The 24,134-nt window shown below is 63.3% G+C and carries 26 protein-coding genes and 1 pseudogene; 15 read left to right on the top strand and 12 right to left on the bottom strand.

The genetic code is table 11. The features are described 5' to 3' along the window. Positions 1 to 99: 99 nt before the first annotated feature. From AC0L18_RS18370 to AC0L18_RS18360, 3 genes are all read left to right on the top strand, one after another. Positions 100 to 1,059, top strand: a complete 960-nt coding sequence (locus AC0L18_RS18370; RefSeq protein ID WP_128169299.1) for a TAXI family TRAP transporter solute-binding subunit — start codon at positions 100 to 102, stop codon at positions 1,057 to 1,059. A 164-nt stretch (positions 1,060 to 1,223) separates the two neighbouring features. Then, positions 1,224 to 3,326 carry a TRAP transporter permease gene (locus AC0L18_RS18365; protein ID WP_473493632.1) on the top strand — a complete coding sequence of 701 codons (2,103 nt, stop codon included), beginning with the start codon at positions 1,224 to 1,226 and terminating at the stop codon, positions 3,324 to 3,326. Then, on the top strand, positions 3,323 to 3,685 hold the full coding sequence (locus AC0L18_RS18360) for a DUF1850 domain-containing protein (protein ID WP_031255764.1): 363 nt from the start codon (positions 3,323 to 3,325) through the stop codon (positions 3,683 to 3,685). The genes AC0L18_RS18365 and AC0L18_RS18360 overlap by 4 nt, the downstream gene beginning before the upstream one ends. A 114-nt stretch (positions 3,686 to 3,799) precedes the next feature. On the opposite strand, the gene AC0L18_RS18355 is transcribed toward AC0L18_RS18360, so the two are convergent. Beyond that, positions 3,800 to 4,795, bottom strand: a complete 996-nt coding sequence (locus AC0L18_RS18355; RefSeq protein ID WP_473493631.1) for a nucleoside recognition domain-containing protein — start codon at positions 4,793 to 4,795, stop codon at positions 3,800 to 3,802. A 119-nt stretch (positions 4,796 to 4,914) separates the two neighbouring features. Between AC0L18_RS18355 and AC0L18_RS18350 the strand changes: the two genes are divergently transcribed. Beyond that, a complete protein-coding gene (locus AC0L18_RS18350) occupies positions 4,915 to 5,367 on the top strand; it encodes an Lrp/AsnC family transcriptional regulator (protein WP_473493630.1) in 453 nt (150 codons plus the stop codon). A gap of 263 nt (positions 5,368 to 5,630) precedes the next feature. On the opposite strand, the gene AC0L18_RS18345 is transcribed toward AC0L18_RS18350, so the two are convergent. Then, positions 5,631 to 5,777, bottom strand: a complete 147-nt coding sequence (locus tag AC0L18_RS18345) for a hypothetical protein (protein ID WP_023801394.1) — start codon at positions 5,775 to 5,777, stop codon at positions 5,631 to 5,633. A gap of 418 nt (positions 5,778 to 6,195) precedes the next feature. On the opposite strand from AC0L18_RS18345, the gene AC0L18_RS18340 reads away from it, so the two are divergent. Together AC0L18_RS18340 and ligD are read left to right on the top strand one after the other, a co-directional pair. Beyond that, complete coding sequence (locus AC0L18_RS18340) at positions 6,196 to 6,702, top strand: YciE/YciF ferroxidase family protein (RefSeq protein WP_027154740.1); 507 nt, start codon at positions 6,196 to 6,198, stop codon at positions 6,700 to 6,702. Between the two features lie 43 nt (positions 6,703 to 6,745). Then, positions 6,746 to 7,784, top strand: a pseudogene (gene ligD / locus AC0L18_RS18335) (DNA ligase D); the annotation flags it as partial. A gap of 3 nt (positions 7,785 to 7,787) precedes the next feature. Here ligD and AC0L18_RS18330 read toward each other — a convergent pair. Next, on the bottom strand, positions 7,788 to 8,462 hold the full coding sequence (locus AC0L18_RS18330; protein WP_091591977.1) for an ArsR/SmtB family transcription factor: 675 nt from the start codon (positions 8,460 to 8,462) through the stop codon (positions 7,788 to 7,790). A 68-nt stretch (positions 8,463 to 8,530) separates the two neighbouring features. On the opposite strand from AC0L18_RS18330, the gene AC0L18_RS18325 reads away from it, so the two are divergent. The 3 genes from AC0L18_RS18325 to AC0L18_RS18315 all read left to right on the top strand — a co-directional run bounded on the left by AC0L18_RS18325 (position 8,531) and on the right by AC0L18_RS18315 (position 9,529). Further along, a complete protein-coding gene (locus AC0L18_RS18325) occupies positions 8,531 to 8,758 on the top strand; it encodes a DUF1127 domain-containing protein (RefSeq protein WP_091591975.1) in 228 nt (75 codons plus the stop codon). 97 nt (positions 8,759 to 8,855) lie between these two features. Beyond that, entirely contained in the window at positions 8,856 to 9,188 is a 333-nt protein-coding gene (locus tag AC0L18_RS18320; protein ID WP_027154736.1) for an NIPSNAP family protein, read from the top strand. Then, positions 9,185 to 9,529 carry an antibiotic biosynthesis monooxygenase family protein gene (locus AC0L18_RS18315; protein WP_473493629.1) on the top strand — a complete coding sequence of 115 codons (345 nt, stop codon included), beginning with the start codon at positions 9,185 to 9,187 and terminating at the stop codon, positions 9,527 to 9,529. The genes AC0L18_RS18320 and AC0L18_RS18315 overlap by 4 nt, the downstream gene beginning before the upstream one ends. A 204-nt stretch (positions 9,530 to 9,733) precedes the next feature. Here AC0L18_RS18315 and mbfA read toward each other — a convergent pair whose 3' ends face one another. Beyond that, entirely contained in the window at positions 9,734 to 10,717 is a 984-nt protein-coding gene (gene mbfA, locus AC0L18_RS18310; protein ID WP_027154734.1) for an iron exporter MbfA, read from the bottom strand. Positions 10,718 to 10,891: 174 nt separating this feature from the next. On the opposite strand from mbfA, the gene AC0L18_RS18305 reads away from it, so the two are divergent. The 3 genes from AC0L18_RS18305 to AC0L18_RS18295 all read left to right on the top strand — a co-directional run bounded on the left by AC0L18_RS18305 (position 10,892) and on the right by AC0L18_RS18295 (position 13,016). Beyond that, on the top strand, positions 10,892 to 11,215 hold the full coding sequence (locus AC0L18_RS18305) for a hypothetical protein (RefSeq protein WP_473493628.1): 324 nt from the start codon (positions 10,892 to 10,894) through the stop codon (positions 11,213 to 11,215). Positions 11,216 to 11,342: 127 nt separating this feature from the next. Beyond that, entirely contained in the window at positions 11,343 to 12,320 is a 978-nt protein-coding gene (locus AC0L18_RS18300) for a threonine ammonia-lyase (RefSeq protein WP_473493627.1), read from the top strand. A 42-nt stretch (positions 12,321 to 12,362) separates the two neighbouring features. After that, a complete protein-coding gene (locus tag AC0L18_RS18295) occupies positions 12,363 to 13,016 on the top strand; it encodes a glutathione S-transferase family protein (RefSeq protein WP_473493626.1) in 654 nt (217 codons plus the stop codon). Positions 13,017 to 13,094: 78 nt separating this feature from the next. On the opposite strand, the gene AC0L18_RS18290 is transcribed toward AC0L18_RS18295, so the two are convergent. Genes AC0L18_RS18290 through AC0L18_RS18275 form a run of 4 tightly spaced genes read right to left on the bottom strand, consistent with a single transcriptional unit; the run spans position 13,095 to position 16,836 of the window. Next, positions 13,095 to 14,231 (bottom strand): ABC transporter permease, encoded by a 1,137-nt coding sequence (locus AC0L18_RS18290; protein WP_473493683.1) that lies wholly within the window; start codon positions 14,229 to 14,231, stop codon positions 13,095 to 13,097. A gap of 8 nt (positions 14,232 to 14,239) precedes the next feature. Further along, positions 14,240 to 15,160 carry an ABC transporter ATP-binding protein gene (locus tag AC0L18_RS18285; RefSeq protein ID WP_473493625.1) on the bottom strand — a complete coding sequence of 307 codons (921 nt, stop codon included), beginning with the start codon at positions 15,158 to 15,160 and terminating at the stop codon, positions 14,240 to 14,242. Continuing rightward, a complete protein-coding gene (locus AC0L18_RS18280) occupies positions 15,157 to 16,110 on the bottom strand; it encodes an HlyD family secretion protein (RefSeq protein WP_023801406.1) in 954 nt (317 codons plus the stop codon). Before AC0L18_RS18280 ends, AC0L18_RS18285 begins: the two co-directional genes overlap by 4 nt. A 3-nt stretch (positions 16,111 to 16,113) precedes the next feature. Beyond that, entirely contained in the window at positions 16,114 to 16,836 is a 723-nt protein-coding gene (locus AC0L18_RS18275) for a CerR family C-terminal domain-containing protein (RefSeq protein ID WP_473493624.1), read from the bottom strand. A gap of 105 nt (positions 16,837 to 16,941) precedes the next feature. Here AC0L18_RS18275 and AC0L18_RS18270 point away from each other — a divergent pair, with 105 nt between their 5' ends. Continuing rightward, positions 16,942 to 17,415, top strand: coding sequence for a CYTH domain-containing protein (locus tag AC0L18_RS18270; RefSeq protein WP_473493623.1), 474 nt, complete (start codon positions 16,942 to 16,944; stop codon positions 17,413 to 17,415). Beyond that, positions 17,412 to 18,359: a CHAD domain-containing protein gene (locus tag AC0L18_RS18265; RefSeq protein ID WP_473493622.1), complete on the top strand. Its 948-nt coding sequence runs from the start codon at positions 17,412 to 17,414 to the stop codon at positions 18,357 to 18,359. The genes AC0L18_RS18270 and AC0L18_RS18265 overlap by 4 nt, the downstream gene beginning before the upstream one ends. Positions 18,360 to 18,404: 45 nt before the next feature. On the opposite strand, the gene AC0L18_RS18260 is transcribed toward AC0L18_RS18265, so the two are convergent. The 4 genes from AC0L18_RS18260 to AC0L18_RS18245 form a co-directional block, all read right to left on the bottom strand. After that, complete coding sequence (locus AC0L18_RS18260; protein ID WP_473493621.1) at positions 18,405 to 20,126, bottom strand: SulP family inorganic anion transporter; 1,722 nt, start codon at positions 20,124 to 20,126, stop codon at positions 18,405 to 18,407. Between the two features lie 120 nt (positions 20,127 to 20,246). Then, positions 20,247 to 20,516 (bottom strand): helix-turn-helix domain-containing protein, encoded by a 270-nt coding sequence (locus tag AC0L18_RS18255; RefSeq protein ID WP_023801411.1) that lies wholly within the window; start codon positions 20,514 to 20,516, stop codon positions 20,247 to 20,249. 198 nt (positions 20,517 to 20,714) lie between these two features. Then, positions 20,715 to 21,416, bottom strand: a complete 702-nt coding sequence (locus tag AC0L18_RS18250; RefSeq protein ID WP_473493620.1) for a phosphatase PAP2 family protein — start codon at positions 21,414 to 21,416, stop codon at positions 20,715 to 20,717. 116 nt (positions 21,417 to 21,532) lie between these two features. After that, a complete protein-coding gene (locus AC0L18_RS18245) occupies positions 21,533 to 21,871 on the bottom strand; it encodes a hypothetical protein (RefSeq protein ID WP_027154722.1) in 339 nt (112 codons plus the stop codon). A 204-nt stretch (positions 21,872 to 22,075) separates the two neighbouring features. Between AC0L18_RS18245 and AC0L18_RS18240 the strand changes: the two genes are divergently transcribed. Beyond that, on the top strand, positions 22,076 to 24,064 hold the full coding sequence (locus tag AC0L18_RS18240; RefSeq protein WP_473493619.1) for a PhoX family protein: 1,989 nt from the start codon (positions 22,076 to 22,078) through the stop codon (positions 24,062 to 24,064). Positions 24,065 to 24,134 lie beyond the last annotated feature (70 nt).

Below are 24,134 nucleotides of genomic sequence, written 5' to 3'. Positions count from 1 at the left end.
AGCCGTTCTAATGGATATTATTGCGGGTTGGCATTTCCCGCCCGCTGTCTAAACTCGCCTCGGGTCGCGCGGTGGCAGATATTTCAGGGAGGAGATCACATGCACAATTTCAGGACGAAATTTATTGCTGCCGGCGCGCTGGCGCTGTCGCTGGGTCTTGGCGCGGTGTCGGCCATGGCGCAGGAATTCATCAACGTGCTGACCGGCGGCACCTCGGGCGTCTATTATCCGCTCGGCGTCGCACTGTCGGAAATCTACGGCAAGGGCATTGAGGGCGCCCGCACCCAGGTGCAGGCGACGAAGGCCTCGGTCGAGAACCTCAACCTGTTGCAGCAGGGCAAGGGCGAGATCGCCTTCGCGCTCGGCGATGCCGTCAAACTGGCGGCCGAGGGCAACACCGAAGCCGGCTTCCCGGGCAAGCTCGACAAGCTGCGCGGTGTCGCCGCCATCTATCCCAACTATATCCAGATCGTTGCCAGCAAGGAGTCCGGCATCAAGACGCTTGCCGACCTCAAGGGCAAGAGCCTGTCGGTCGGCGCGCCGGCCTCCGGCACCGAGCTCAACGCCCGCGCCATCTTCGCCGCCGCCGGGCTGAAATACGAGGATCTCGGACGGGTCGAGTATCTGCCCTTCGCCGAATCGGTCGAGCTGATCAAGAACCGCCAGCTCGACGCCACGCTGCAATCGGCCGGCCTCGGCGTCGCCTCGATCCGCGACCTCGCCACTTCGGTGCCGATCAACGTCGTCGCCGTACCGGCGCAGGACGTCGCCAAGATCGGCTCGCCCTATCTTTCGGTGACCATTCCCAAGGGCACCTATGAAGGCCAGACCGAGGACGTCGCGACCGCCGCCGTCGGCAATTTCCTCATCACCCACGCCGACGTCTCCGATGAGACCGGCTATCAGATGACCAAGCTGCTGTTCGAAAATCTCGACCAGCTCACTGCTGCCCACGCCGCCGCCAAGGCGATCGACATGGCCAAGGCGCTCGACGGCATGCCGGTGCCGCTGCATCCCGGTGCCGAGCGGTATTACAAGGAAAAGGGATTGGTGAAATAGGGGTGCTTCCCTCCCCCTTGAGGGGAGGGTGCCGAGCGAAGCGAGGCGGGTGGGGTCGGTTCAGGCCGCGCACTGCCGCAACGACCCCACCCGTCCATCCGCCTTCGGCGGCTGTCCACCCTCCCCTCAAGGGGGAGGGATTGCGCCCCGCCAGGAACCCGCCAATGACCAACGCCCATCCCGAAACGCCGACCGTTCTCTCCCCCACCGCCGAAGCCCCGCTCGAAGGGCTGCCGCCGGGTTTCGGCGCCGGCATCGCCGGCAAGGCCGCCTTTCTCATCGCCATCGCCTTCTCCATCTTCCAGATCTACATCGCCGCCTATGGCAGCCTGCCGAGCCAGGTGGTGCGCGCCATGCATGTCGGCTTCTTGCTGCTGCTCGGCTTCGGCCTGATCGCCAACCTGCGCGCCACAAGCACACCGGCAAAAGCAGCATTCTGGACGCTCGGCCTGTTCGGCTTTGGCACCGGCGTCTACCATTGGGTGTTCTATGCCGATCTCATCCGGCGCTCCGGCTTCCTCACCACGCCGGACCTGATCGTCGGCACGGTGCTGGTCGTGCTGGTCTTCGAGGCTGCGCGGCGGCTGATGGGGCTGCCGCTTGCCCTGATCGCCTTGATCTTTCTCGCCTACGCTTTCTTCGGCAATCATCTGCCGCCGCCTTTCATCCATCGCGGCTATGATTTCGCCCAGCTTATCGACACCTTCGCCTTTGGCACCGAAGGCATCTACGGCACGCCGGTCTACGTCTCGGCCGCCTATATCTTCATCTTCGTCGTCTTCGCCGCCTTTCTCGAACGCGCCGGCATGATCGCACTGTTCAACGATTTCGCGCTTGGCCTGGTCGGCACATGGCGCGGCGGCCCGGCCCAGGTCTGCGTCCTGTCGTCGGCGCTGATGGGCACCATTTCCGGCTCCGGCGTCGCCAATGTGGTGGCCAGCGGCCAGTTCACCATTCCGCTGATGAAGCGCTTCGGCTTCCGTTCGGCTTTCGCCGGCGCGGTCGAGGCGACCTCGTCGATGGGCGGCCAGATCATGCCGCCGGTGATGGGCGCGGTCGCCTTCATCATGGCCGAGACGCTGAACATCCCCTATGCCGAGGTGGTCAAGGCAGCGATCATCCCGGCGCTGCTCTATTTCGGTGCCTGCTTCTGGCAGGTCTACCTGGAAGCCGGCAAGGCCGGCCTGCAGGGCATGGCCAAGGCGGACCTGCCCAATCCGTGGCACGCGGTGAGAAGACATTGGCCGCTGGTGCTGCCGCTGGCCGCGCTCATCTATCTGCTGTTTGCCGGCTATACGCCGATCTTCGCCGGCACCATGGGGCTGGCGCTGACCATCGTGCTCATCCTCGGCACGCCGCTGGCGGCTTTGATCGGGCCGCTTGCCTTCCGCATTGTCTTTTGGCTGGCGCTGGGGCTTGCCGCCGCCTCCTTCATGAGGTTCGGCGTCAACATCCTCAGTTTTGTCATCGCCGGGCTCGTCATCGCCTGCATCACCTTCAGGGGCGGACGCGAGACGCTGCAGATATGCATAGATTCGCTAGCCGAGGGAGCAAAGAACGCGCTGCCGGTCGGCATCGCCTGCGCCATCGTCGGCGTCGTCATCGGCACCTTGACGCTCACCGGCATCGCCTCCACCTTCATCGGCTGGATAATCTCCATCGGCGAGAACAATCTGTTCCTGTCGCTGGTGCTGACCATGCTCACCTGCCTGGTGCTCGGCATGGGCATACCGACGATCCCCAACTACATCATCACCTCGTCGCTGGCCGGGCCGGCACTGCTGTCACTCGGCGTGCCGCTGGTGGTCAGCCACATGTTCGTCTTCTATTTCGGCATTATGGCCGACCTCACTCCGCCGGTGGCGCTGGCCGCCTTCGCCGCCGCGCCGATGGCCAAGGAAAGCGGCCTCAAGATCGGCATCCAGGCCACCAAGCTTGCCGTCGCCGGCTTCGTCGTGCCGTTCATGGCGGTTTATACCCCGGCGCTGATGCTGCAGGACCCCGGTCCGATCGCCGCCCAGTTCGGTTATCCCGTCGAGGTCGCCTATATCGTCGCCAAGGCCTGCATGGGCATTGCCCTGTGGGGCGCAGCCGCCGTCGGGTTCCTGGCCCGGCGCATGGCCTGGTGGGAACGTCTCGTCGCCTTCGCCGCCGGCGTGCTGCTGGTTGCCGCGCTGCCTGTCACCGACGAAGCCGGCTGGGCGCTTTCTGTCGCCTGGATCGGCTGGCACTGCTGGCGGGCGCGGCAGGCCACCGGCACCGCATGAGCCTCTGTATCCTCGCAGCCGGCAAGACGGTGACGCTCACTGTCGCCGCCTTCACGCTCGCCTGGACGCATTCGGTGGAAAAGACGCATTGGCAGGAGGACTGGAAGGTGACGCCTTCCGGCTTGGAGATCGCCGAGGCACGGATCAAGGGCTCGGGCGCCGGCATGGAACCGCCGGAAGGCTCGGTGCTGCGGGACGGTTGGTGGGTCTATAAACCCAAGATGGCGCCGCAGCGGCGCCTTGTGCTCGCGGCCTCCGGCGCGACCGGTGAAGGCTGGACGCTGTGCACGGTTCAGGGCTGCCGCGAACTGGGCAAGGCGGCAGGCGACACGACGGTGCTGGAGCTGTGCGAAGGTTAGTACCAGCCGCGGTAGCGACGGTCCGCAAGCGGGTGCGGGACCTCGTCCTCCAGGGCGTTGTCGGATGTCGAGTGCCGGGCACAGCCACATAAGCGGACCAAAGACGCTCCATCGTTAGCCGCCAAAACCGGATTCCGACTGAGCGAGCCGACTTTCTTCCTTGCGGAACAATGCTTTGAAAAACAGAACGTCGGAAGCCGAACTGATAGCCCGGGCGATCAACGCGGTTGCGAGCACGGCAAAGATCAGGCGAACGAAAAACACACTGGTGAAGTCTGCACCCAGAGCGATGACAACCAGTGTGTCCTCTATGAGACTGTGGGCAAAGCCCATGAACACGCAAGCGAGGAAGATCTGGCGCGGCTCTACGCTGGTCGTGCGCGCCTCGCGGATGAGCAGTCCCGCGCCATAGGAAATTCCAAGAAGCAGACCGACCGCGGTGAACGGCACCGCTTGTGACTGGATGCCGGCAAGGCGAAAGAGTGGCGCAAGCCCCTTGTTCAGCCAACCCAGGATGCCCGACATCTTGAGGAGCTCGATCAGCCAGCTTAGTGCGAGGAGAATGACGAGCATGGTTGCCAGGGTTTTGAGCATGCCTGGAAAAAAACTGCTCCAGTCAGCGCCCTCGTCCATTGGTATCCACGCCGGCTTCAGCGGCTCGGATAGCAATCCGGTTGCTGCGAATATCTGGTGCAGGAGCATGGCAAGGATCAGTCCGCCGCCAATGCGAAGTGCTGCAGTGACCACGAAGCTTGGCCCAACCTTCTGAATGATGCGTTGTTCAATCGGAATGGCATGCGCAAATAGCAAAAGGGTTGAAAGAACGGTCATGTCGGCAGTGCTCAACGTCGAAACCGGGGCCAGAGTGAACACGGTCACCACCGCGCCCCAAATTCCCACCAGCAATCCCGTTAGCCAGGCAAGAGCGAGCTCGGACGGCAGTCCAACCAGCGTCATGAGAGGCGCGAAGAACGGAGAGATCGCCCGGATGACACCAAGATCCTGCAGGATCTGTGTGGCTATCGTGACCGGAACGATAATCCGAACCAATTCCCAATAGATTTCAAGCGTTTCCAGCGTCTTTCGATAGAGGGCGGTCTGCACTGCCATGGCGATTGTCTCCGTGATTGACGCCAAATGACTACCGTGAGACGGTTCGCATTTGTGGTCAAAATTTGCGGACTTGTGCAATAAAATTGCAGACCGGTAGACGAGGACGGAGGACCGGAATGGACCGGATCGACAGGAAGCTTCTCAAGCTTTTGCAAGAAGACGCTTCGCGAACCAATGCCGACCTGGCGGCGGAGGTCGGGCTTTCACCCTCCACCTGCTTGCGCCGCATACGGCGGCTAAAGTCAGTCGGTGTCATCGACCGCGTTGTCGCGCTTCTTGATCCGGCCAAGGCCGGCAGGGGGATGAAGGCTATCGTCACGGTCGAGCTGGAACGCCACGGCGAGCAGCATATGCGCCGCTTCCTCGAGCTTGCCGCCATGGAACCAGGGGTGATCCAGGCCTACAGCGTGAGCGGCTCGACCGACGCTGTCCTTATGCTGCGGCTGATGGATATGGACGAGTTTGACACTTTGTGCGAGCGGCTGTTCCGAGATCGGACGAATGTGGCGCGGTATTACACCATGTTTGTGATTCGAACCGCCAAGGAGACGACCGCAATCCCGCTCTAGCTTTTCGGAGGCAACTTGGCGGAAGGGATTTTGCAGCTACTGGGCGGTCACGCGAGTCCCGGCTGCCTGGTGTCAAACGGCACTTAGCTTGCCGGCGGCGAGATATAAGCCCCAGAATCTCAAAATTCTGGAAACTCAGACCCTTGGCGTTGTCGCACACCGCCTGTCGCCGAGCCCGGGACGTTCCGTGCGATAGGTGGTCGCACGATGATCGGCGGCCGGCCTGCATATCCGGCTTTCGTGACGGCTTTCCATGGTCGTCATCAGTGCGCGCTGATGCCGAGCGTGTGGCCGCGGCGTGCGCAAGCGGGGCCTGGGCCGCGCATGTAATAGCGCTCCGGCCGGTAGGTCGGCGCGACGAATTCGCGGATGGCAGCAGCGTAGCCGATGAGGTGCGTCAAGAAGTTCATTTTCCCTGTCCCTGTCCCGATTTCGGATGTCCCTTCCGAATTGCGTGGGATCATAGCGTCGAGGCGTGAATACTCGGTGAACACGATGTTAATCTTTGGTCAAAAAGGCCTTGGTTCGTGGCTGGAATGCGGCTGATTCGGGGTCTTTCCATGCAGTTCGTCGGCATTCCGGCTAGTGTGACTTTTGCATCACATATGTTTCGTTTGGATGTCGCTCCGACGCGCTTGTGTTTCAACTTTGGCAGGTGCCGCGAAATTTCCGTGCTTGCGCAAATTTCCCTGATTACTCGGGAAAGCCAGGAACCCGTCCGATAGAAGCACGTTGACGCTGAGAGCCGGGACCAACCCCGGTCCAGCGGCTTCGAGCGGAACCGCCGCCGGAACCCCAACACAGCAAGAACAATGGAAAGGCAAAGCCATGGGTTTTTTTTCGAAAGACATCAAGACGCTGGACGACCTCTTCGTCCACACGCTGCGCGACATCTATTACGCCGAGAAACAGATCGAGAAGTCGCTGCCGAAGATGATCGACAAGGCGACCGACCCGCAGCTGAAAGCCGGCCTTGAAAAGCATCTTGGCCAGACCAAAGGTCATATCGAGCGCGTCGAGAAGGTGTTCGAACTGCATGGCGTGAAGGCCAAGACGGTCAACTGTCCGGCCATCGACGGCATTCTCGAGGAAGCCGATGAAGTCAGCGGCGACATCGACGACAAGGACGTTCTCGACGCCGCCCTGATCGCATCCGCGCAGGCGGTCGAGCACTACGAGATAACCCGTTACGGCACGTTGATCGCCTGGGCCAAGCAGCTTGGCCGCACCGACTGCGCCAATGTCCTGGCCAACAACATCAAGGAAGAACAGGCGACCGACCGCAAGCTCACCGAGATTGCGGAAGCCAAGGTCAACCTTCAGGCCGCCGAGTAGACTCTCGATCGAGGCAACGCCGGACAACCGGCTTTGCCTCACTTTCCGTAGCTGGACGTCGACCGTACAATGGGCCACGCTCGTTCCAGGGATTTCGCGAGGACAAACCGGCGGAGGAAGTCGTGCAGGAAAAGCCGAAAGCACCCGCTGGCAGGGCCGACAGCAAGGCAAAGCCTGCCAGCGGCAAGGGCGAGACATCCGCCGCTGTCAAATCCACGGAGGCGGCAGACACCGTCATAAAACTTTCTCATCCGGACAAGCTTCTGTGGCCGCAGGAGAAGATATCGAAGCAGGGCCTGTTCGATCATTACGCTTTGGTCTGGCCACGCATGCACCAATTCGTCGTCAATCGGCCGCTCAGCCTGGTGCGCGCGCCGGACGGCGTCGACGGCCAACGCTTTTTTCAGAAGCATGCCTCCGCGGGCATGCACGAAAAAATCGCCAGGATGAAGGATCCGACCGACGGCGAGGAGATATTGTTCATCCGTGATTTCGACGGTGTCGCTGCCTTGGTCCAACTCGGCGTGGTCGAGATCCATATCTGGGGCTGCACCATCGACGAACTGGACAAGCCGGACCAGATCATCTTCGATCTCGATCCCGACGAGGAAGTCGACGTGAAAGCGGTGCGCGCGGCGGCGCTCGAAATTCACGGCCGGCTCGATGCGCTGTCATTGCCGAATTTCGTCAAGACCTCGGGCGGCAAGGGCTACCATGTCGTCGTGCCGCTGAAACCATCGGCGGACTGGGACGAGGCGAAGGACTTCGCCCATGATTTCGCCTGCGCCCTCGAGCAGGCCGCCCCTGATCGGTATACGGCGACGCTGTCGAAGAAGGCGCGCACCGGCAAGATCTTCGTCGACTATCTGCGCAACGGCCGCGGCTCGACCACGGTGGCGCCCTATTCGTCGCGCGCCAAGAAGGGCGCCACGGTATCGATGCCGGCGATTTGGGCCGAGGTCGGGGCCGGGTTAGCGCCGAACGCATTTCCGATCGGCGACAAGACGACGCTGAAACAGTTGGCGAAAGCCGATCCCTGGGTGGATTTTTTCAAGCAGGGCAAGCCGCTCAAGCGCGGCTGACAATCAAGCGAGAAACACCCTCTCGAAGGACTGCTTGCCCATCGGCGAAAAGATCACCGCGCGGCTGTCTTTGTCGCGCCGCGCCCATTTTTCCAGAAGGATCTTGTCGAGGATGGCAGCGCCCAGCGTGCCGGCCAGATGCGAGCGCCGCACGCTCCAGTCGAGGCAAGCCCGGCACACCGGTCGTCGCGCCTTGCTCTCGACATCGATGCCGATCGCGGCGAAATGCGAGGCGGCCGACGGCCCGAGCCGGATCTCCTTGTCGTCGCGCAGCAGCACTTGTCGAGCGACAAGACGGTCGAGCATCGCCACGGCCTGCTCGCCGGCGAGGTGGTCGTAGCAGACCCGCGCCACGCGCATCGCCGCATCACGCGGACCCGGCCGCACCCGCTGCGGTCCGACCGCGGCGGCCACGCCGGTGATCGCCTCGATCATGCCAGCCACCTGCGGCCCGGCCAGCCCGTAGTAGCGGTGCCGCCCCTGGCTTGCCAGCGTCAGCAGCCCGCCCTCCATCAGTTTCGACAGATGCGAGCTGGCGGTCGGCAGCGACACGCCGGCCTCGAGCGCCAGTTCGCTCGCTGTCAGCGCCGTGCCACCCATCAGCGCGGTCAGCATGTTTGCCCGTGCCGGATCGCCGACTAGGCTGGCGATGCGGGCTATATCTGGTCCTTCACGCATGGTTCGTCCTTCATCGAAGCATTGACGTCAGATAACCACTATCCTGCGCCGATATCAAGGAGACGACGATGACCGCAAGGACCGTTCCCCACACCGTGCTTGCCAACCGCTTTGGCCGTCGGCCGTCTCCGTTCATGATCTTGCGCCGGGCGCATCTGCGGCTGCTGGCGCGGTGGTATGACCGCCATCTGCAACGCCTCGACCTCGCCGAGATTGACGAGCACCTTTTGCGCGACCTCGGCCTGACGCCACAAGACGTTCGCCGCGAATGCGCGAAATCCTTTTGGCAAGCATGACCACCGGAGAAATTTGCCTAGCACATCGATCCACGGAATATTTCGACCCCGCTCGAACTGTCGCCGCAACAAACCAGATTCAGTAAGGAGACAAAAGATGACCATCACCTGCTTCATCCGCTACGAGATCGATCCGTTCGGCAAGGCGGCGTTCGAGGAGTATGCCCGCAACTGGGGCCAGGCGATCCCGCGCTGTGGCGCCGATCTGATCGGCTATTTCGCGCCGCATGAGGGCTCGGCCACGACAGCCTATGCCGCCTACAACATCGACAGCTTGGCGGCTTACGAGGCCTACCGCATCAGGCTCGCCGCCGACCCGGCCGGCAAGGCCAATTACGAGTTCGCTCGGCGTGAAAAATTCATCCTGAAAGAGGATCGGACTTTTCTGAAACTCGCATCCGGGCCGCACGCCTCTCTGGTGAAACTGTGATCGCCGTCATCTTCGAGGTCGAGCCGGCAGCGGGCAAGCGTGACGCCTATCTCGGCCTCGCCGCCGATCTGCGTCCGTTGCTCGAAGGCATCGACGGCTTCCTGTCGATCGAGCGCTTCCAGAGCCTTGTCGACCCGAGCCGCATGCTGTCGCTGTCGTTCTGGCGTGACGAGGAAGCGGTGAAAGCCTGGCGCAACACGGAGGAACATAGGCAGGCGCAGAAGGCCGGCCGCGGCGGCATCTTTGCCGACTATCGTCTGCGCATCGCCCACGTCGTGCGCGACTATGGCCTGACCGAACGGGCCGAGGCGCCTGAGGACAGCCGGGCGGCGAACGGGTGAGTGGGGCGGCTCTTCCTTCTCCCCTTGTTGTGGGAGAAGGTGTCGCCGAAGGCGACGGATGAGGGGTGTTCCAGCTTGGCACCGACAGCACTCCGTCCAACACCCCTCTTCCGTCTCGGCGCTGCGCGCCGATCCACCGCCCGGGGCGAGTCACGGGCCTCGCCCGCCCTTCGGCCCCCACAAGGGGAGAAGGCAAGAGGGCTGCTAGGCATTCCCGATCAGCACTCCAGCCGCAAACACCAGCGCGCCGCCCAGCACCACCTGGAAGGTGGCGCGCCAGAACGGCGTCTGCATATAACGGTTCTGCACAAAGGCGATCGCCCACAGTTCGAAGAACACCACCACGACCGCGAGAATTGTCGCGGTCCAGAAATACGGAATGAGGTAGGGCAAGGCGTGACCGAGGCCACCCAGCGCCGTCATCACGCCTGTGGTGATGCCGCGTTTCACCGGCGAGCCGCGGCCCGACAGCTTGCCGTCGTCGGAGGCGACCTCGGTGAAGCCCATCGAGATGCCGGCGCCGATCGAGGCGGCAAGCCCGACCAGGAAGGTCTGGAACGTGTCGTGCGTGGCGAACGCGGCGGCGAAGATCGGCGCCAGCGTCGACACCGATCCGTCCATCAGCCCGGCCAGTCCCGGCTGCACATAGGTCAGGATGAACTGGCGCTGCTCGGCTGCTGCTTCCTCGGCCTTCACCGCGCCCGGCACATGCTTTTGCTCCAGCCGCTGCGCCAGCGTTTCGTGGCCCTGTTCGGCCACCGCCAGATTGTCGAGCAGCTTTCGCGTCGAGGCGTCGCTGGTGCGTTTCGCCGCTTCGACATAGAACAGGTAGGCCTGACGCTCCATAGACTCGGCCTGTTGGCGCACATGTTCGATGCCGAGCGGCCGGACCAGCCAGTCGGGCTTGCGCTCGTAATAGCCCTTTACGTGCTCGCGCCGGATCAGCGGAATGCGCTCGCCAAAACGCTCGCGGTGAAGCTCGATCAGTGAGTCGCGATGGCCATCCTCCTCCTCCGCCATTTCCTCGAACACTTTGGCCGAATGCGGAAACCTATCCGCCAGCCCGTCGGCATAGGCGCGGTAGATACGCCCGTCATCCTCTTCGGAAGAGATGGCGAGCGCCAGGATCTCCTGCTCCGAGAGCGACTCGAAGGGACGGCGACCAAAACCGAAAACACGGGAAAGCATGAGAAATCCGCCCTAGTTTAGAATAGTTCTAAACTAGGGTTTGGCGCACCGTTGGTCAATCGCGCTCGTAGGCGGAGGTTCAAATATATGGCTACGGGAATCCTCCGCTAGCTCTTCACTATTGGCGAATGTTTACCTATATAGCTGGGCTTAAGCCAGGAGAAAGGAATCCGGATGCCGGCAAAACAGCCCACCCATGCATTTGACCCGAAACCCGTTCTCGACCTGATCGCCAGCATCGAGGCCGATCTGCAGCGCCTGAAAGGCTTGGTCGAGCAGCAGGTCGAGAAATTCGACCCGGCCAATCCGCACAACAAGGCCCCCGACGGCAAGCTGACCGAGGAGGGCGTCGAATGCTGCTACCGCCTGTTCGACGAGGGCAAGTCGCGCTATTCGGTTGCCCAGCAGATGAAGATATCCTTCGCAGCCGCCACCCATCGCTTCAACAACTGGCGCAAGATGGGCGGCGCCAAACGGCAACGGACGCTTTTGGGGTGAGGAGCGGTCGGCGAAGAGCGCCACTCTCTGCTCGCAATCCACGAATTGTCTCGGTCACATTTTTCCAGTGGTGCGCGGTCTGGTTTTCCGTGCACCATGGGGCGGTCTCATTTCGCAGGACCTCACCATGACCACCCTTCCCGGCATCGCCGATATCCACCGCGCAGCAACGCGATTGTCCGGCCTGATCGTCGAAACGCCGCTGATCGAATCGCCGGAACTGAACAAGCGTTTCGGCGCCAGGATCCTGTTCAAGCCGGAGACGCTGCAGCGTACCGGCTCGTTCAAGTTCCGCGGCGCCTACAACAAACTGTCGTCGCTCAGCGATGAGCAGCGCAGCCGCGGCGTCGTCGCCTTCTCGTCGGGCAACCACGCGCAAGGCGTCGCCGCGTCGGCGGCGATGTTCGGCGTCAGGGCGGTTATCGCCATGCCCACCGATGCGCCGGCAATGAAGGTCGGCAATGTCAGGAAAATGGGCGCCGAAGTGGTTCCGTTCGACCGGTTTCGCGACGATCGCATGGCGGTGGTTCGCCGCTACATGGAACGGGGCATGGTCCTGGTGCCGCCATTCGACGACCCGGCCATCATCGCCGGCCAGGGAACGATCGGCCTCGAACTGATGGCGCAGGCGAAAGCGCTCGGGGTGAGCCTCGACGCGGTCGTCATCCCTTGCGGCGGCGGCGGCTTGAGCAGCGGCATCTCCATCGCGGTCAAGGACGCCTCGCCGGGCACCGCCGTCTGGGCGGTGGAACCCGAGCATTTCGACGACACCTGTCGTTCATTGGCCAGAGGTGCTCGGGTTTCGATCGAACCCGGTCACACTTCGATCTGCGACGCGCTCCTCACCGCCGAGCCGGGCGCGATCACCTTCGAGATCAACCGCAGGAATCTCGCCGGCGGCATTGCCGTGTCCGACAGAGCGGCGGCACAGGCGATGCGCGACGCCATGGCCCATCTCAAGCTGGTGGTCGAGCCCGGCGGCTGCGTCGGGCTGGCCGCGCTGTCATCGGGCGTGATCGAGCTATCAGGCAAATGCGTCGCCGTGGTGCTGTCCGGCGGCAATGTCGATTTCGGCACCTATGCGGAGATCATGGCCGCGGCTTAGGTGGCGACCGAACCGGCACCATTCAAAAAAGGCTGACACGAAATGAAACTGCTCTTCAGCCGCAATCCCAATCCTCGCCTCGCGGTCGCCGTGGCACGTTATCTCGACGCAAAGCTCGACTTTGAGTTCGCATCGCCCTTCGCTCCCGGGCAGGCTGAGCGATATCGCCAGCTGAATCCCAATCTTTCATTGCCGATACTCGTAGGCTCGGGAAACAGCCTCTGGGAGGCTGACGCCATAGCCTGCCGGCTTTCACGCGACGCGCATTCGGATCTCTGGCGCACCGGCGACGACGAACCCGAGATGATCCGATGGCTCAGTTGGGGTAAAGAGAACTTCGCAAGAGCTTGCGACGTCGTGCATTTCGAGCGCGGCACCAAGCAGCGCTATGGGATTGGCCCGATCGATCAGCACCGGGTTGAGGAGGGGCTGAGAGACTTTCGCACGGCCGCTGCAACACTTGAGGCCGCGCTTTCCAAGCGAGACTGGCTGGTCGAAAACTCGGTCTCCTATGCCGACTTTCGAATGGCGACGTTTCTGCCTTTCAACGATGTCGCCAGATTGCCGCTCGACGATTATCCTTCGGTCAGTCGCTGGTATCGCCAGCTTGAAGAGATCGACGCCTGGCGCGATCCTTTCCAAGGGCTGGATGCGCCTGAGTTGCCGCCGGTCCCGGATCAGGCCAGACCGGCATAGAATCTCGACCCGAATGATCATGCATCCAAGGTGACACCTCGGCCATTTGCGTAAGCTGCTTGAGTTGGATCCTAATTCCTAATCCAGCGTCCGGCGGAACCGCACCAGCGCCACGCCGGCAAACAGCGCCACGAACACGACCAGCCAGCCGATTTCGGTTGCCACCGCCGGCAGGTCGGCGCCCTTCAGCATCACCGCGCGGATGATGCGCAGGAAATGCGTCAGCGGCAGGATCTCGCCGAAGATCTGCGCCCAGCCAGGCATGCCGCGATAGGGGAACATGAAGCCCGACAACAGGATCGACGGCAGGAAGAAGAAGAAGGTGAGTTGCAGTGCCTGCATCTGCGTGCGCGCCATCGTCGAGATGGTGTAGCCGAGCAGCACCAGCGCCAGCACGAAGACCAGAACCGCCGCAAGCAGCAGCGACAACGACCCGGAGAAGGGAACCCCAAACAGCAGCTTGGCCGCCGCCAGCACCACCGCCACTTGCACGGCGCCGACCACCAGATAGGGCAGCACCTTGCCGAGCATGATTTCGAGCGGGCTGGACGGCATCGCCAGAAGGTTTTCCATCGTGCCGCGCTCGGTCTCGCGCGTCAGTGCGATCGAGGTCATCATCACCATCGTCATCTGCAGGATGACGCCGAGCAGACCGGGCACGATGTTGTATTGCGAGATGCCTTCCGGATTGTAGCGTCGGTGCACAACGACTTCGAGCTGGCCTCGGGCAGCTTCGGCGGCCGTCGCCTGCATGCCGCGCGCCCTGAGCAGCGCCTGGTTGGCAACGGTGCCGAGCGTCGAAATGGCCCCGCTGGCGACTGCCGGGTCGGTCGCATCAGCCTCGATCAGGATTTGCGGCTGGTCGCCGCGCTCGACTCGCCGGGCAAAGTCGGCGGGAATGGTGACGACGAAAGCGACGTCGCCACGCGCCATCAGGAATTCGGCCTCGGCGGCATTTTGCGCGACATGGTCGAAGCGGTAGTAGCCGGTGGTCTGCAGCGCCGAAACCATGGCTCGCGTATAGGGATCGCTGCTCATCGCCACTAGGGCTGCCGGCAGGCTCTTTGGATCGTTGTTGATGGCATAGCCAAACAGCACCAGCTGCATCAGCGGCACGCCCAGCATCATGGCGAAGGTGATGCGGTCGCGCCGCATCTGGATGAACTCCTTGATCAGCAGCGCGCCGAGCCTGGCGAAGGAAAAGACGCTGTTTATCCCGTTTTTCATCCCATATTGTCCTTCGAGCCGGACATGAACTGGATGAACACATCCTCCAGGCTGGTCTCGCCCGGCGTCACCGTGACGCCCTTGTGGTCTTTCTCGACATCGGCGAGGGCTGCCTGAAGCGCCGTCTTGTCGGAACCGACGACATGCAGCGTCGCACCAAACGGCGCCACCTGGTCGACACCGGACCGGCCGCTGAGTGCGGCAGCAACCTGGTCGAGGCGCGGACCCTGCACAACGAAGGTCGTCAGCCCGGCATTCCTGACCACCTCGTCGACCGTGCCGGTGGCCAGCATCCTGCCGTAGGAGATGTAGCCGATGCGATGGCAGCGCTCGGCCTCGTCCATATAGTGGGTGGAGACCAGCACGGTCAGCCCGCCGCTGGCCAGCCGATGGATCTCGTCCCAGAATTCACGCCGCGCCTTCGGATCGACGCCCGCCGTCGGCTCGTCGAGCAGCAGCAATCTGGGCTTGTGCATGATGCAGGCGGCCAGCGCCAGCCGCTGCTTCCAGCCACCGGACAGCGTGCCGGCCAACTGGTCCTTGCGCGAGGTGAGGCCAAGATCCTCCAGCGTCCTGGCGACATGCTCGTTGAGCGGCTTCAACCCATAGAGCCGCGCTACGAATTCCAGGTTTTCGGCGATGGTCAAATCCTCGTAGAACGAGAATTTCTGGGTCATATAGCCGACTTCGCGCTTGATCCTCAGACTGTCGGTGCGGATGTCGAAGCCGAGCACCGTGCCTTCGCCCTCATCCGGCGTCAGCAGGCCGCACATGATGCGGATGGTCGTCGTCTTGCCAGAGCCGTTGGGGCCGAGGAAGCCGACGATCTCGCCCTCGCCCACCGTCATCGTCACATGGTCGACGACGGTCTTGTCACCAAAACGCTTGACCAGGCCGTGGACGTCGATGACGTTCATTTGCCGATATCCGCCAGTTCGACATCAACGATCTGCCCCGGTTGCAGCGCGCCGGCATCGCCCTCCGGCCGCGCCTCGACCAGATAGACCAGCTTCTGCCGGGTCTCGAGCGAGTAGATCACCGGCGGCGTGAATTCCGGGTCCGGCGACACGTAGCTGACGCGAGCCTTCACGTCCGGCCCGCAGCCGTCGCAATGGACGTTGAGCAGCGTGCCGACTTCCACCGACGAGAACGCGCTTTCCGGCACATAGACGCTGAGCTTCACCGCGCCGTCCGGCAGAATCGAAATGACCGGCGCGGTCGGCCCGGCGGTGTCGCCGGGATAGCGGATCACATCGTTGATGCGGCCGGGCGAAGGCGCCGCCAGCACACGCTTCGACAGCCGCCAGCGCGCCTGCTCCAGCGCCGATTGCGCCTGCCTGACCTGATTGTCGGCGGCCTTGATCGTCTCGGGCCGCGCCGGCAGGCCTCCGACAGCGAGATTGGCTTCCGCCTGGCCGAGCTGCGCGTTGGCAGTTTCCAGCGACGCCGAAGCCGTATCATAATCGGCCTGGGTGCCGGTGCCGCGTTTGAACAAATCGCTGGCGCGGGTGTATCTGCGTTTGGCGTCGGCGGCTTGCGCCTTGGCCATGTCGACCTGCGCCTTGAGCACCTCAATCTCTTCCGGCCGCTTGCCGACCTGCAGGTCGGCAAGTTGCGCCTGGGCCTGGGCAAGGGCCGCCTCGGCTTGCGCGACGGCTATTTTTGCGTCGGCGCTTTCCAGCGTCACCACTGGCGTGCCCGGCGCGACGCGATCGCCGCGCTTGACCGAAATCGTCTCGACCTGCGCCACCTCGATCGGCGCGAGCAGCACATAGTCGCCCTCGACATAGCCGACGGCGAGCGGCGCCGCCGGTGCGCAGGTGCTGAAAAGCAGGGCGGCGAGCGGCACAGAGCAGAGGAAACTCATGATCTACGATCCTTCCGGTCGGTTAAAATGACGCCGAGCCAAAATCGCGCCGAGATTATCCGTCACTGCCGCCGCGATCTTGGTGGCCTCGGCGTCGCCGATCGCGCGCCAGCCCATGCGGCGCATCACCGCCTCGCGGCCGATGCGGAAATAGACGACCTGGCCGATCAGCGTGAACACGGTGAGTCGGGTTGCCTCGCTTTCGGCCGGCTCGCCCGTCGCCTGCTCCCAGATCAGGCAGAGCCGGCGATGCGTCGGCTCGAACACGCCGTCATAGATGCGGTCGAGTGCCGCCGTCGGATGCGACAGCTCACGCAGCACGAATTGCACGATCTCGCCGGCCTCCGGACTTGCCACGATGAAAGCCACCATCCGCTCCAGCGCGGTGAACAGTTGTGCCCGCGCCGCTTCGGGGTCGCCCGTTTCTGGTTCGCCCGTTTCTGATTCGCTTGGCCCCTGCAGATTGCCGATCGCCTGGCCGGCAATGGTCTGGATGGTGTCGACGACATAGTCGGCCGCAGCGGTGCGAAGCCCTTCCTTGCCGCCGAAATGATAGGCGATCGAGCCGATATTGGCCCTGGCCTCAGCCGCGATCTCGCGCGTCGAGGTGCCGTCAAAACCCTGGCGTCCGAACAGCTTCAGCGCTGCGCGAACAAGTGCCGCGCGCGTCATCTCGGCGGGGGATGCCTCGCGGCGCGGAATTTTGGCGTTTGTCGGTTTGCTCATGATCCGCAGTTTAATCAATCGAATGATTAAAGTCAAGCCTTGCCGATCTCCACCAGTCGGTCTCCACCTTGCCATCTCCATCCGCACGCGCTTTAGTGTGGAGCCATGGTCAAGGAAATCGAGCGCAAGTTCCTGGTCTCCGGCGATGGCTGGCGGGATCTGGTCGAAGCGGACATCCGCATTCGCCAGTTCTATCTCGTTGCCGCGCCCGACCGCTCGGTCCGCGTGCGTATCAGCGACGGCGCCTCGGCAAAGCTGACGCTCAAATTCGGCAGCAAGGCCCGCGAACGCGACGAATTCGAATATCCGATCCCTCTGGCGGATGCGCAAGAGATGCTGGCCTTCGCCATCGGTCGTGTCATCGAGAAGACACGCCACCATGTTAGGCACCGCGGCCATCTCTATGAAGTCGATGTATTCGGCGGGATGCTCAGCGGCCTGGTGGTCGCCGAGCTTGAGACGCCGCAGGACGTGCAGGGCGAAATGCTACCAGATTGGCTCGGCCGCGAAGTCACCGGCGAGCACAGGTTCTACAACGCGTCGCTCGCCCTCGAGGGAATTCCGGAGATCGCCGCATGAGCTACCGCATCGATCCGCGCCTGCCGTTGACCGGCGAGGTCAGGCGCATCCTCGCTGAGGAGGTCGGCAAGGCGCTCGTCCATCTGGACGCGGCGCATGACAGGCCGGAGCAGGCGCTGCACAAATGCCGCAGGCGGCTGAAGAAGGTGCGTGCCTTGCTGCGCCTGGTCCGTCCCGGAGACGAAACATTTTGCAGTACCGAGAACCAATGCTACCGAGAGGTGGCTACCCTGTTTGCCGGCCCGCGCGAGGCGACCGCGCTGGTTGAAACCATCGACCGGCTGGCGAAAGACTTTCCCGAGCAAAGCGCCGGCGGCGGTCTCGATGCCGTTCGCGACACGCTGGCGGCGCGCCAGCACCAATTGCATGGTGGAGCTGGCCTAGGCGCCGCGATAGCTGCCGCGACTGCCGCTTGCGAGGATGGCATCATCCGGCTCGATACTCTGGTCTTGCCCGACCAGCCCGAACAGGCCGCCGACGTGCTTGCCGAAGGCGCCCGCATCACTCTGCGTCGCGCCAGAAAGGCGCTGGACAAGGCGGGCTCCCGCGGTGATGCCGACGATTTCCACGATCTGCGCAAGGCGGCAAAGACTCACGGCATGCATCTGTCGCTGCTTGGAAGGCTGTGGCCGACGCCGATCAAGGCACGGCGCAAGGCGGTCGACGAACTTGGCGAAAAGCTGGGCGAACTGCATGATGTGTTCGTCTTGCGCACGCTTCTCGAGGCCCACGACCGGCCGCTCGGCTCTCCTCAGGAAACGCGACTGCTGAGCAAGCTGTTGAAGCGCTCGGAGAAAAGCCTGAAAAAGACCTGTCTTGCGGCGGCAGCCGATCTGTTCGGCGACAGGCCCAGGCGCTCGACAAAAAAACTCGCGCGCAAGGCGCGCACCGATCTGGCCGCCGCGCCGCACGAAGACGCCAGCGCGCCCGGCGCCGCTGCCTGACGCGGTGCTTGCGTCCGTCCGACATCGCTGACGATGAGGAGAGGGTTAGACTTCTCCCGGCGCGGCATTCTTCAACTGCGCTCGCGCGTCCCTGATCGAGGCGGCGTATGTCACCAGCGGCCGTTTGACGCCGTGGTTGATCAGCATGCGGCGTGTCTGCGGCGAAGCGCCTGATATGATGAAGCGCACGCCGGCGCGCCTCGCCTTGTGGGCAGCGCTCTCGATGACGTTGGCCGCCGTTGAATCGAAGAATGGCACGGCCGAGCAGTCGAGGATGAAGTTCTTGCGCTGGTCGGCGATGCGGTCCAGCACCGTGGCGACGGTCGAGGCGGCGCCGAAGAAGAAGGCGCCGGAAATCCGGTAGACGACGGTGTCGGCATCGCTGGCTTCGCTGGAATCGTATGCGCTGGCGGCGCCGGTTCTGTCGGCGACATCGTCCTGCACCAGTCCCTGATCCGGCTCAACCGCAATGCTCTTGGCCATGCGGTCGATGAACAGGATCGAGCCCAGCGCGAAGCCGACGACGATGCCTTCGGTGAGATCACGGAAGATGACGATCAGGAAAGTCGCCATCAGCACCAGCGCGTCGCCGCGCGAGGCACGCAGCAGCGTGGCAAAGGCCTGCTTCTCGAACATGTTCCAGCACACCACCGCCAGCACGCCGGCAAGGGCTGCAAGCGGGATGTAGCCGGCCAGCGGCGCCGCCACCAGCATCAGGGCAAGCAGGAGGGCCGAGTGGATCATGCCCGAGACCGGTCCATGCGCGCCGGCCCGCACATTGGTCGCGGTGCGGGCTATGGTGCCGGTGGTGCAGATGCCGCCGAACAGGGCGGACGCGATGTTGGCGAAGCCTTGCGCCACGAGTTCGCAGTTGGAGCGGTGCCGCCTTCCTGTCATGCCGTCGGCGACCACCGCCGACAGCAGCGATTCGATCGCGCCGAGCAGCGCAAAGGCTAGGGCGTCCGGCAGGACGTCGATCATCCTGTCGAAGCTGATCGGCGGAAAGGCCGGCATTTGCAGGCTGCGCGGGATACCGCCGAAGCGCGTGCCGATCGTTTCGGCAGGCAGAGAAAACAGCGCCACGACAAGCGACGCCAGACCGATGGCGATCAGCATGGCGGGCCATTTCGGCCGCCACCGTTTCATCAGGGCAATGGCGACGATGGTCAGCAGAGCGACGAAGGTCGCGGCGAGATTGATCGTGCCGGCCGCCTCGCCGATCGCCATCAGCTTCGGCACCAGCGGTCCAGGTTCTTTGCCGGCGAGTTTTAGCCCGAACAGCTCGACGATCTGGCCGGAGAAGATGATGATGGCGATGCCGGCGGTGAAGCCGACGGTCACCGGATAAGGAATGAATTTGATGTAGGTGCCAAGCCTGAGGTAGCCGATGGCGAGCAGCAAAACGCCGGCCATCATCGTCGCCAGCAGCAACCCGTCGACGCCGACCCGTGCCACGGTTGCCCCCATCAGCACGATAAAGGCGCCCGCCGGCCCGCCGATCTGGAAACGGCTGCCGCCCAGAGCCGAGACGAGGAAACCGCCAATGATGGAAGTGTAGAGCCCGCGCTCCGGAGACACGCCCGATGCGATCGCGATCGCCATCGACAGCGGCAGCGCCACGATGGCCACGGTCAGTCCGGCGATGGCATCGGCCTTGAAGTGCTCTGATGTGTAGCCTTCGCGCAGCACCGTCGCCAGCTTCGGCGTGAACAGTTCGGAAAATGTCGGCTGCGCCGGTTGATGAATTGCCCGCTGGGTTCGATGCATGGACTGCCTTCCGCTCCTGATGCATGCCGCCAAAAAGTGCACAGCGGCCACGCCTAAAACCAAGCAGGCGGCGGGATCGTCGGCAGGACTGTCGGCGGTCGCCGTCGCGACTCTATCGGCTCAGCCTGGCGGGTTCTGCGGCACGACCGGCTTGAGGCGCACCCCCCTGCCGCCGCGCTCGCTGGCCTGGTTCTCGCCGATCAGCTCCACGCCGGCCCGGTCGAGGGCCTGGATGACCTTCATCAGCGTATCGACCACGCCCCTGACCACGCCGTCGCTCGCTTCCATGCGCTGAATGGTTGGAAGCGAAACCCCGGCGCGCTCGGCGAGCGTCTTCTGATCGATGCCGGCCAGAGCCCTTGCGGCGCGCATCTGCGCGGCAGTGATCATTGGCTAAAACCCCCGTCTGAGTCTGCATTCCATGTATAATACCATCATTATGAGGGTTCAAGCATCATCATGCACATGTCAGACATGTGCACACCAGGCCGTTTGCATCTTGGCGAGCCTGCGCGCCCGCTGGGCCAGCACGCCCCAGCCGCCGCAACTTAGAGGAGAATTGGCGCAGCGTCGTTCGGAACGGGCGGTTCAGGCTCCGGCGGTCTGCCCGCGCCATCGCTGGAACGCCCATGCGACCAGCCAGCACAGCATCGCCCAGGCGAAGCCGGCGCACCAGCCGGCCAGCACGTCCGATGGCCAATGAACGCCGAGATAGACGCGGCTGATGCCGACGAGCAGTGCTGTCAGCACGGCAAGTGCCAGCACATAGATCTTGGTCGTTCGCCCAGGCAGGAAACGCGACGCCATGCTGCCCAGCGTCAAATATGTCACCGCCGACAGCATCGCATGGCCGCTTGGAAACGAAAGCGTCGCCACGTCGGCGAGATGCGAGACCAGGTCGGGGCGCGGCCGATCGATTCCGAGCTTCAGCGTGCTCGACAGGGCCTGCCCGCCCGCCACCGCGACGAAGACCAGAAACGCTGCTCCCGGCTTGTGGATCAGCAGCAGATAGACGATCACCGCCACTGTGATCAGCCCGAGCACGATGGCGCTGCCGAGGCTGGTAATGTCGCGCATCGCCCCTTCCAGCCATGGCGGTCCGATCGGATTGTCGGGCTGTCCCGCTTCACGGAAGACGAGCATGATTTCCGTGTCGAAGGCGTGCGGCGTGGTGTCCCGCGCCACCTCCATCAGCTCCTCGAACCCCCACAGCCCGCCGGCGATGACCAGTCCGGCCAACAGCACCGGGAATTCGATCCAGTTGAGCAGCTTGTTTGCGGTATTCTTCATCGGGCCAATCGTCCTACAGCGCCGCGCGTCCTTTTGGACGCAAAGGACGCTGTAGCACTTTGATTTCGCGCATGATCCTTTCCGAAATCGATTCCGATTTTCGGGGTCATGCGCAACTACAGTTTTTGCAGATAGGGTCCGAGCGTGATCAGCGCCACCGCTGCGACGGCGAGCACGATGCCGGTCGCCTGCAACGAATTGACGCGCTCGCCGAAGAACACCAGTGCCACCACGTTCACAGACACCAGTTGGATCACCGCCGACAGGCTGAACGACACCGACATGCCGAATTCACGGATCAGCCTCAGCATGATCAGATTGCCCGCTGAATAGAGCGCCAGAGTCAGAACGATCTTGCCGAGGCTCGGCGCCAGCCCCCATTGCTTGGCCGCCGTCGCCGCCAGCAGGAAGATCACTGTCGAAATGCCGAGCTGCCCCAGTCCCCAGAAACTCACTTTTTTGTTCCTCCCGACGCAGTGCTTGCGCGCCTGCCGCAGATCTTGTTTCGGAAGTGTCGGTCGCGGTCAAGCGGCCTGATCAAAGACATGAAATCGGGCTGGAAATTGGTCGGCAACGTCATCAAACTGTGATCTGCTGGCGATACGCGGTCAGTCAAGCAGCACGCTCCAGCCATCCCAAAGAGCCAGAGGCACGCCCCCATGACTGAACATCGCCCCGACGCCCATTTCCGCACCAGCCTGCTCGAGGAAAACGATGGGCCAGGAACCAATCCCACTGACAACCAGACGATGGGCGAAATCATCGCCGCGCGATTCTCGCGCCGTAGTTTTCTGCAGGGATCGCTCGCGGCAACCGCCATCGCCGCCACCGTCAGCCCGCTCGCGCTGATCCTCGCCGACGATGCCCGCGCCGGCGGCGGCTCGGTCTTCAGTTTCGACGAGGTCGAGGCAGGCGTCGACGACAAGCACCATGTCGCTGCCGGCTACGACGCCGACGTGCTGTTGCGCTGGGGCGATCCGCTGTTTGCCGATTCGCCGGAATTTGATCCGACAAAACAGTCGGCGCAGGCCCAGGAAAGACAGTTTGGCTACAACAACGACTATGTCGGCTATCTCCCGATAGACGGCTCGGCCGAGCACGGCCTGCTGGTGGTCAACCACGAGTACACCAATCCGCATCTGATGTTCCCGGGCCTTGTCAGCATCGTCGATGGCGAGGCCAAGCAGGCCCCACTGAGCAAGGAACAGGTCGATATCGAGATAGCCGCGCATGGCGGCACCATCGTCGAAGTTCGCAAGGTATCAGGCAAATGGCAGGTGGTGCGCGACGGCAAGCTCAATCGCCGCATCACCGCCAACACCGAGATGGCGCTGTCCGGCCCCGTCGCCGGCCACGACCGGGTCAAGACCAGTGCCGATCCGACCGGCACGAAGGTCTTCGGCAGCGTCAACAATTGTGCCGGCGGCGTCACCCCCTGGGGCACCTACATCATGGCCGAGGAAAACATACACGGCTATTTCTCGGGCGAGCTGCAGGAAGGCCACAAGGAAGCCGCCAACTACAAGCGCCTGGGGATTCCCGAAGGCTCCTATGAATGGGCTGCGCATTACGACCGCTTCGACATCGGCAAGGAGCCGAACGAGCCGAATCGCTTCGGCTGGGTCGTTGAGGTCGACGTCAACGATCCGACCTCGGTGCCGCGGAAGCGCACTGCCATGGGCCGTTTCAAGCATGAGGGCGCTGAATCGATCGTCGCCAAGGATGGCCGTGTGGTGTTCTACCAAGGCGACGACGAGCGTTTCGACTATGTCTACAAATTCGTCACGGCCGGCAAGTTCAACGCCGAGGACCGCGCCGCCAACATGGATCTTCTCGACGATGGCACGCTCTACGTCGCCAAATTCGCCGAGGACGGTACCCTGGAATGGCTGCCGCTGGTTCACGGCCAGGGTCCGTTGACCGCCGAGAACGGCTTTGCCGGCCAGGCCGACGTGCTGATCGGGACAAGGCTTGCCGCCGATCTTCTCGGCGCCACCAAGATGGACCGCCCCGAGGATATTCAGCCCCACCCGACGACCGGCAAGGTCTACGTCATGCTGACCAACAATTCGAAGCGCAAGACGGAACAGGTCGACGCCGCCAACCCTCGCGCCGAAAACGCCTTCGGCCACATCGTCGAGATTGTTGAGGACGGTGGCGATTTCACTGCCACCAAGGGCAAGTGGGAAATCATGTTGAAATGCGGCGATCCCTCGGTGGCCGAAGTCGGCGCTACTTTCTCGACTGCAACGACCGCCAATGGCTGGTTCGGCATGCCAGACAATTGCGCCATCGATGCGGCCGGCCGGCTCTGGGTCTCGACCGATGGCCAGGGCCCGAAGGCGACCGGCCGCACCGATGGCCTGTGGGCGGTCGACACCGAAGGCGAGGCGCGGGCGACCTCGAAGCTATTCTTCCGCGTGCCGATCGGCGCCGAACTCTGCGGCCCGCTGTTCACGCCCGACGACCAGACTGCCTTCGTCGCGGTCCAGCATCCGGCCGATGGCGGCGAGGACTGGGAGGCTTTTGGCCGTCCCTCCTACTATGAGGACCTATCGACCCGCTGGCCTGACTTCAAGCCCGATATGCCGGTGCGGCCGTCGGTCGTCGCCATCACCAAACAGGGCGGCGGCAAAATCGCGGTCTGAATCACTGCAAGGCGCTAGCAGCGCCAAGGAAGGATTTCGTCGGTACGAAATCCTTCCTTTTCCTGATGCG

The organism is Mesorhizobium sp. WSM4819, from assembly GCF_055811215.1.
The sequence above is the reverse complement of the archived record's forward strand: the minus strand, read 5'-3'. Positions and strand labels throughout refer to the sequence as shown.

What these genes read in the sequence shown, in the direction of transcription:
- AC0L18_RS18370 (WP_128169299.1), top strand. Translation starts at nt 100, where the DNA reads ATGCACAATTTCAGGACGAAATTTATTGCTGCCGGCGCGCTGGCGCTG.
- AC0L18_RS18365 (WP_473493632.1), top strand. Translation starts at nt 1,224, where the DNA reads ATGACCAACGCCCATCCCGAAACGCCGACCGTTCTCTCCCCCACCGCC.
- AC0L18_RS18360 (WP_031255764.1), top strand. Translation starts at nt 3,323, where the DNA reads ATGAGCCTCTGTATCCTCGCAGCCGGCAAGACGGTGACGCTCACTGTC.
- AC0L18_RS18355 (WP_473493631.1), bottom strand. Translation starts at nt 4,795, where the DNA reads ATGGCAGTGCAGACCGCCCTCTATCGAAAGACGCTGGAAACGCTTGAA.
- AC0L18_RS18350 (WP_473493630.1), top strand. Translation starts at nt 4,915, where the DNA reads ATGGACCGGATCGACAGGAAGCTTCTCAAGCTTTTGCAAGAAGACGCT.
- AC0L18_RS18345 (WP_023801394.1), bottom strand. Translation starts at nt 5,777, where the DNA reads ATGAACTTCTTGACGCACCTCATCGGCTACGCTGCTGCCATCCGCGAA.
- AC0L18_RS18340 (WP_027154740.1), top strand. Translation starts at nt 6,196, where the DNA reads ATGGGTTTTTTTTCGAAAGACATCAAGACGCTGGACGACCTCTTCGTC.
- AC0L18_RS18330 (WP_091591977.1), bottom strand. Translation starts at nt 8,462, where the DNA reads ATGCGTGAAGGACCAGATATAGCCCGCATCGCCAGCCTAGTCGGCGAT.
- AC0L18_RS18325 (WP_091591975.1), top strand. Translation starts at nt 8,531, where the DNA reads ATGACCGCAAGGACCGTTCCCCACACCGTGCTTGCCAACCGCTTTGGC.
- AC0L18_RS18320 (WP_027154736.1), top strand. Translation starts at nt 8,856, where the DNA reads ATGACCATCACCTGCTTCATCCGCTACGAGATCGATCCGTTCGGCAAG.
- mbfA (WP_027154734.1), bottom strand. Translation starts at nt 10,717, where the DNA reads ATGCTTTCCCGTGTTTTCGGTTTTGGTCGCCGTCCCTTCGAGTCGCTC.
- AC0L18_RS18305 (WP_473493628.1), top strand. Translation starts at nt 10,892, where the DNA reads ATGCCGGCAAAACAGCCCACCCATGCATTTGACCCGAAACCCGTTCTC.
- AC0L18_RS18300 (WP_473493627.1), top strand. Translation starts at nt 11,343, where the DNA reads ATGACCACCCTTCCCGGCATCGCCGATATCCACCGCGCAGCAACGCGA.
- AC0L18_RS18295 (WP_473493626.1), top strand. Translation starts at nt 12,363, where the DNA reads ATGAAACTGCTCTTCAGCCGCAATCCCAATCCTCGCCTCGCGGTCGCC.
- AC0L18_RS18285 (WP_473493625.1), bottom strand. Translation starts at nt 15,160, where the DNA reads ATGAACGTCATCGACGTCCACGGCCTGGTCAAGCGTTTTGGTGACAAG.
- AC0L18_RS18280 (WP_023801406.1), bottom strand. Translation starts at nt 16,110, where the DNA reads ATGAGTTTCCTCTGCTCTGTGCCGCTCGCCGCCCTGCTTTTCAGCACC.
- AC0L18_RS18275 (WP_473493624.1), bottom strand. Translation starts at nt 16,836, where the DNA reads ATGAGCAAACCGACAAACGCCAAAATTCCGCGCCGCGAGGCATCCCCC.
- AC0L18_RS18270 (WP_473493623.1), top strand. Translation starts at nt 16,942, where the DNA reads ATGGTCAAGGAAATCGAGCGCAAGTTCCTGGTCTCCGGCGATGGCTGG.
- AC0L18_RS18265 (WP_473493622.1), top strand. Translation starts at nt 17,412, where the DNA reads ATGAGCTACCGCATCGATCCGCGCCTGCCGTTGACCGGCGAGGTCAGG.
- AC0L18_RS18260 (WP_473493621.1), bottom strand. Translation starts at nt 20,126, where the DNA reads ATGCATCGAACCCAGCGGGCAATTCATCAACCGGCGCAGCCGACATTT.
- AC0L18_RS18255 (WP_023801411.1), bottom strand. Translation starts at nt 20,516, where the DNA reads ATGATCACTGCCGCGCAGATGCGCGCCGCAAGGGCTCTGGCCGGCATC.
- AC0L18_RS18250 (WP_473493620.1), bottom strand. Translation starts at nt 21,416, where the DNA reads ATGAAGAATACCGCAAACAAGCTGCTCAACTGGATCGAATTCCCGGTG.
- AC0L18_RS18240 (WP_473493619.1), top strand. Translation starts at nt 22,076, where the DNA reads ATGACTGAACATCGCCCCGACGCCCATTTCCGCACCAGCCTGCTCGAG.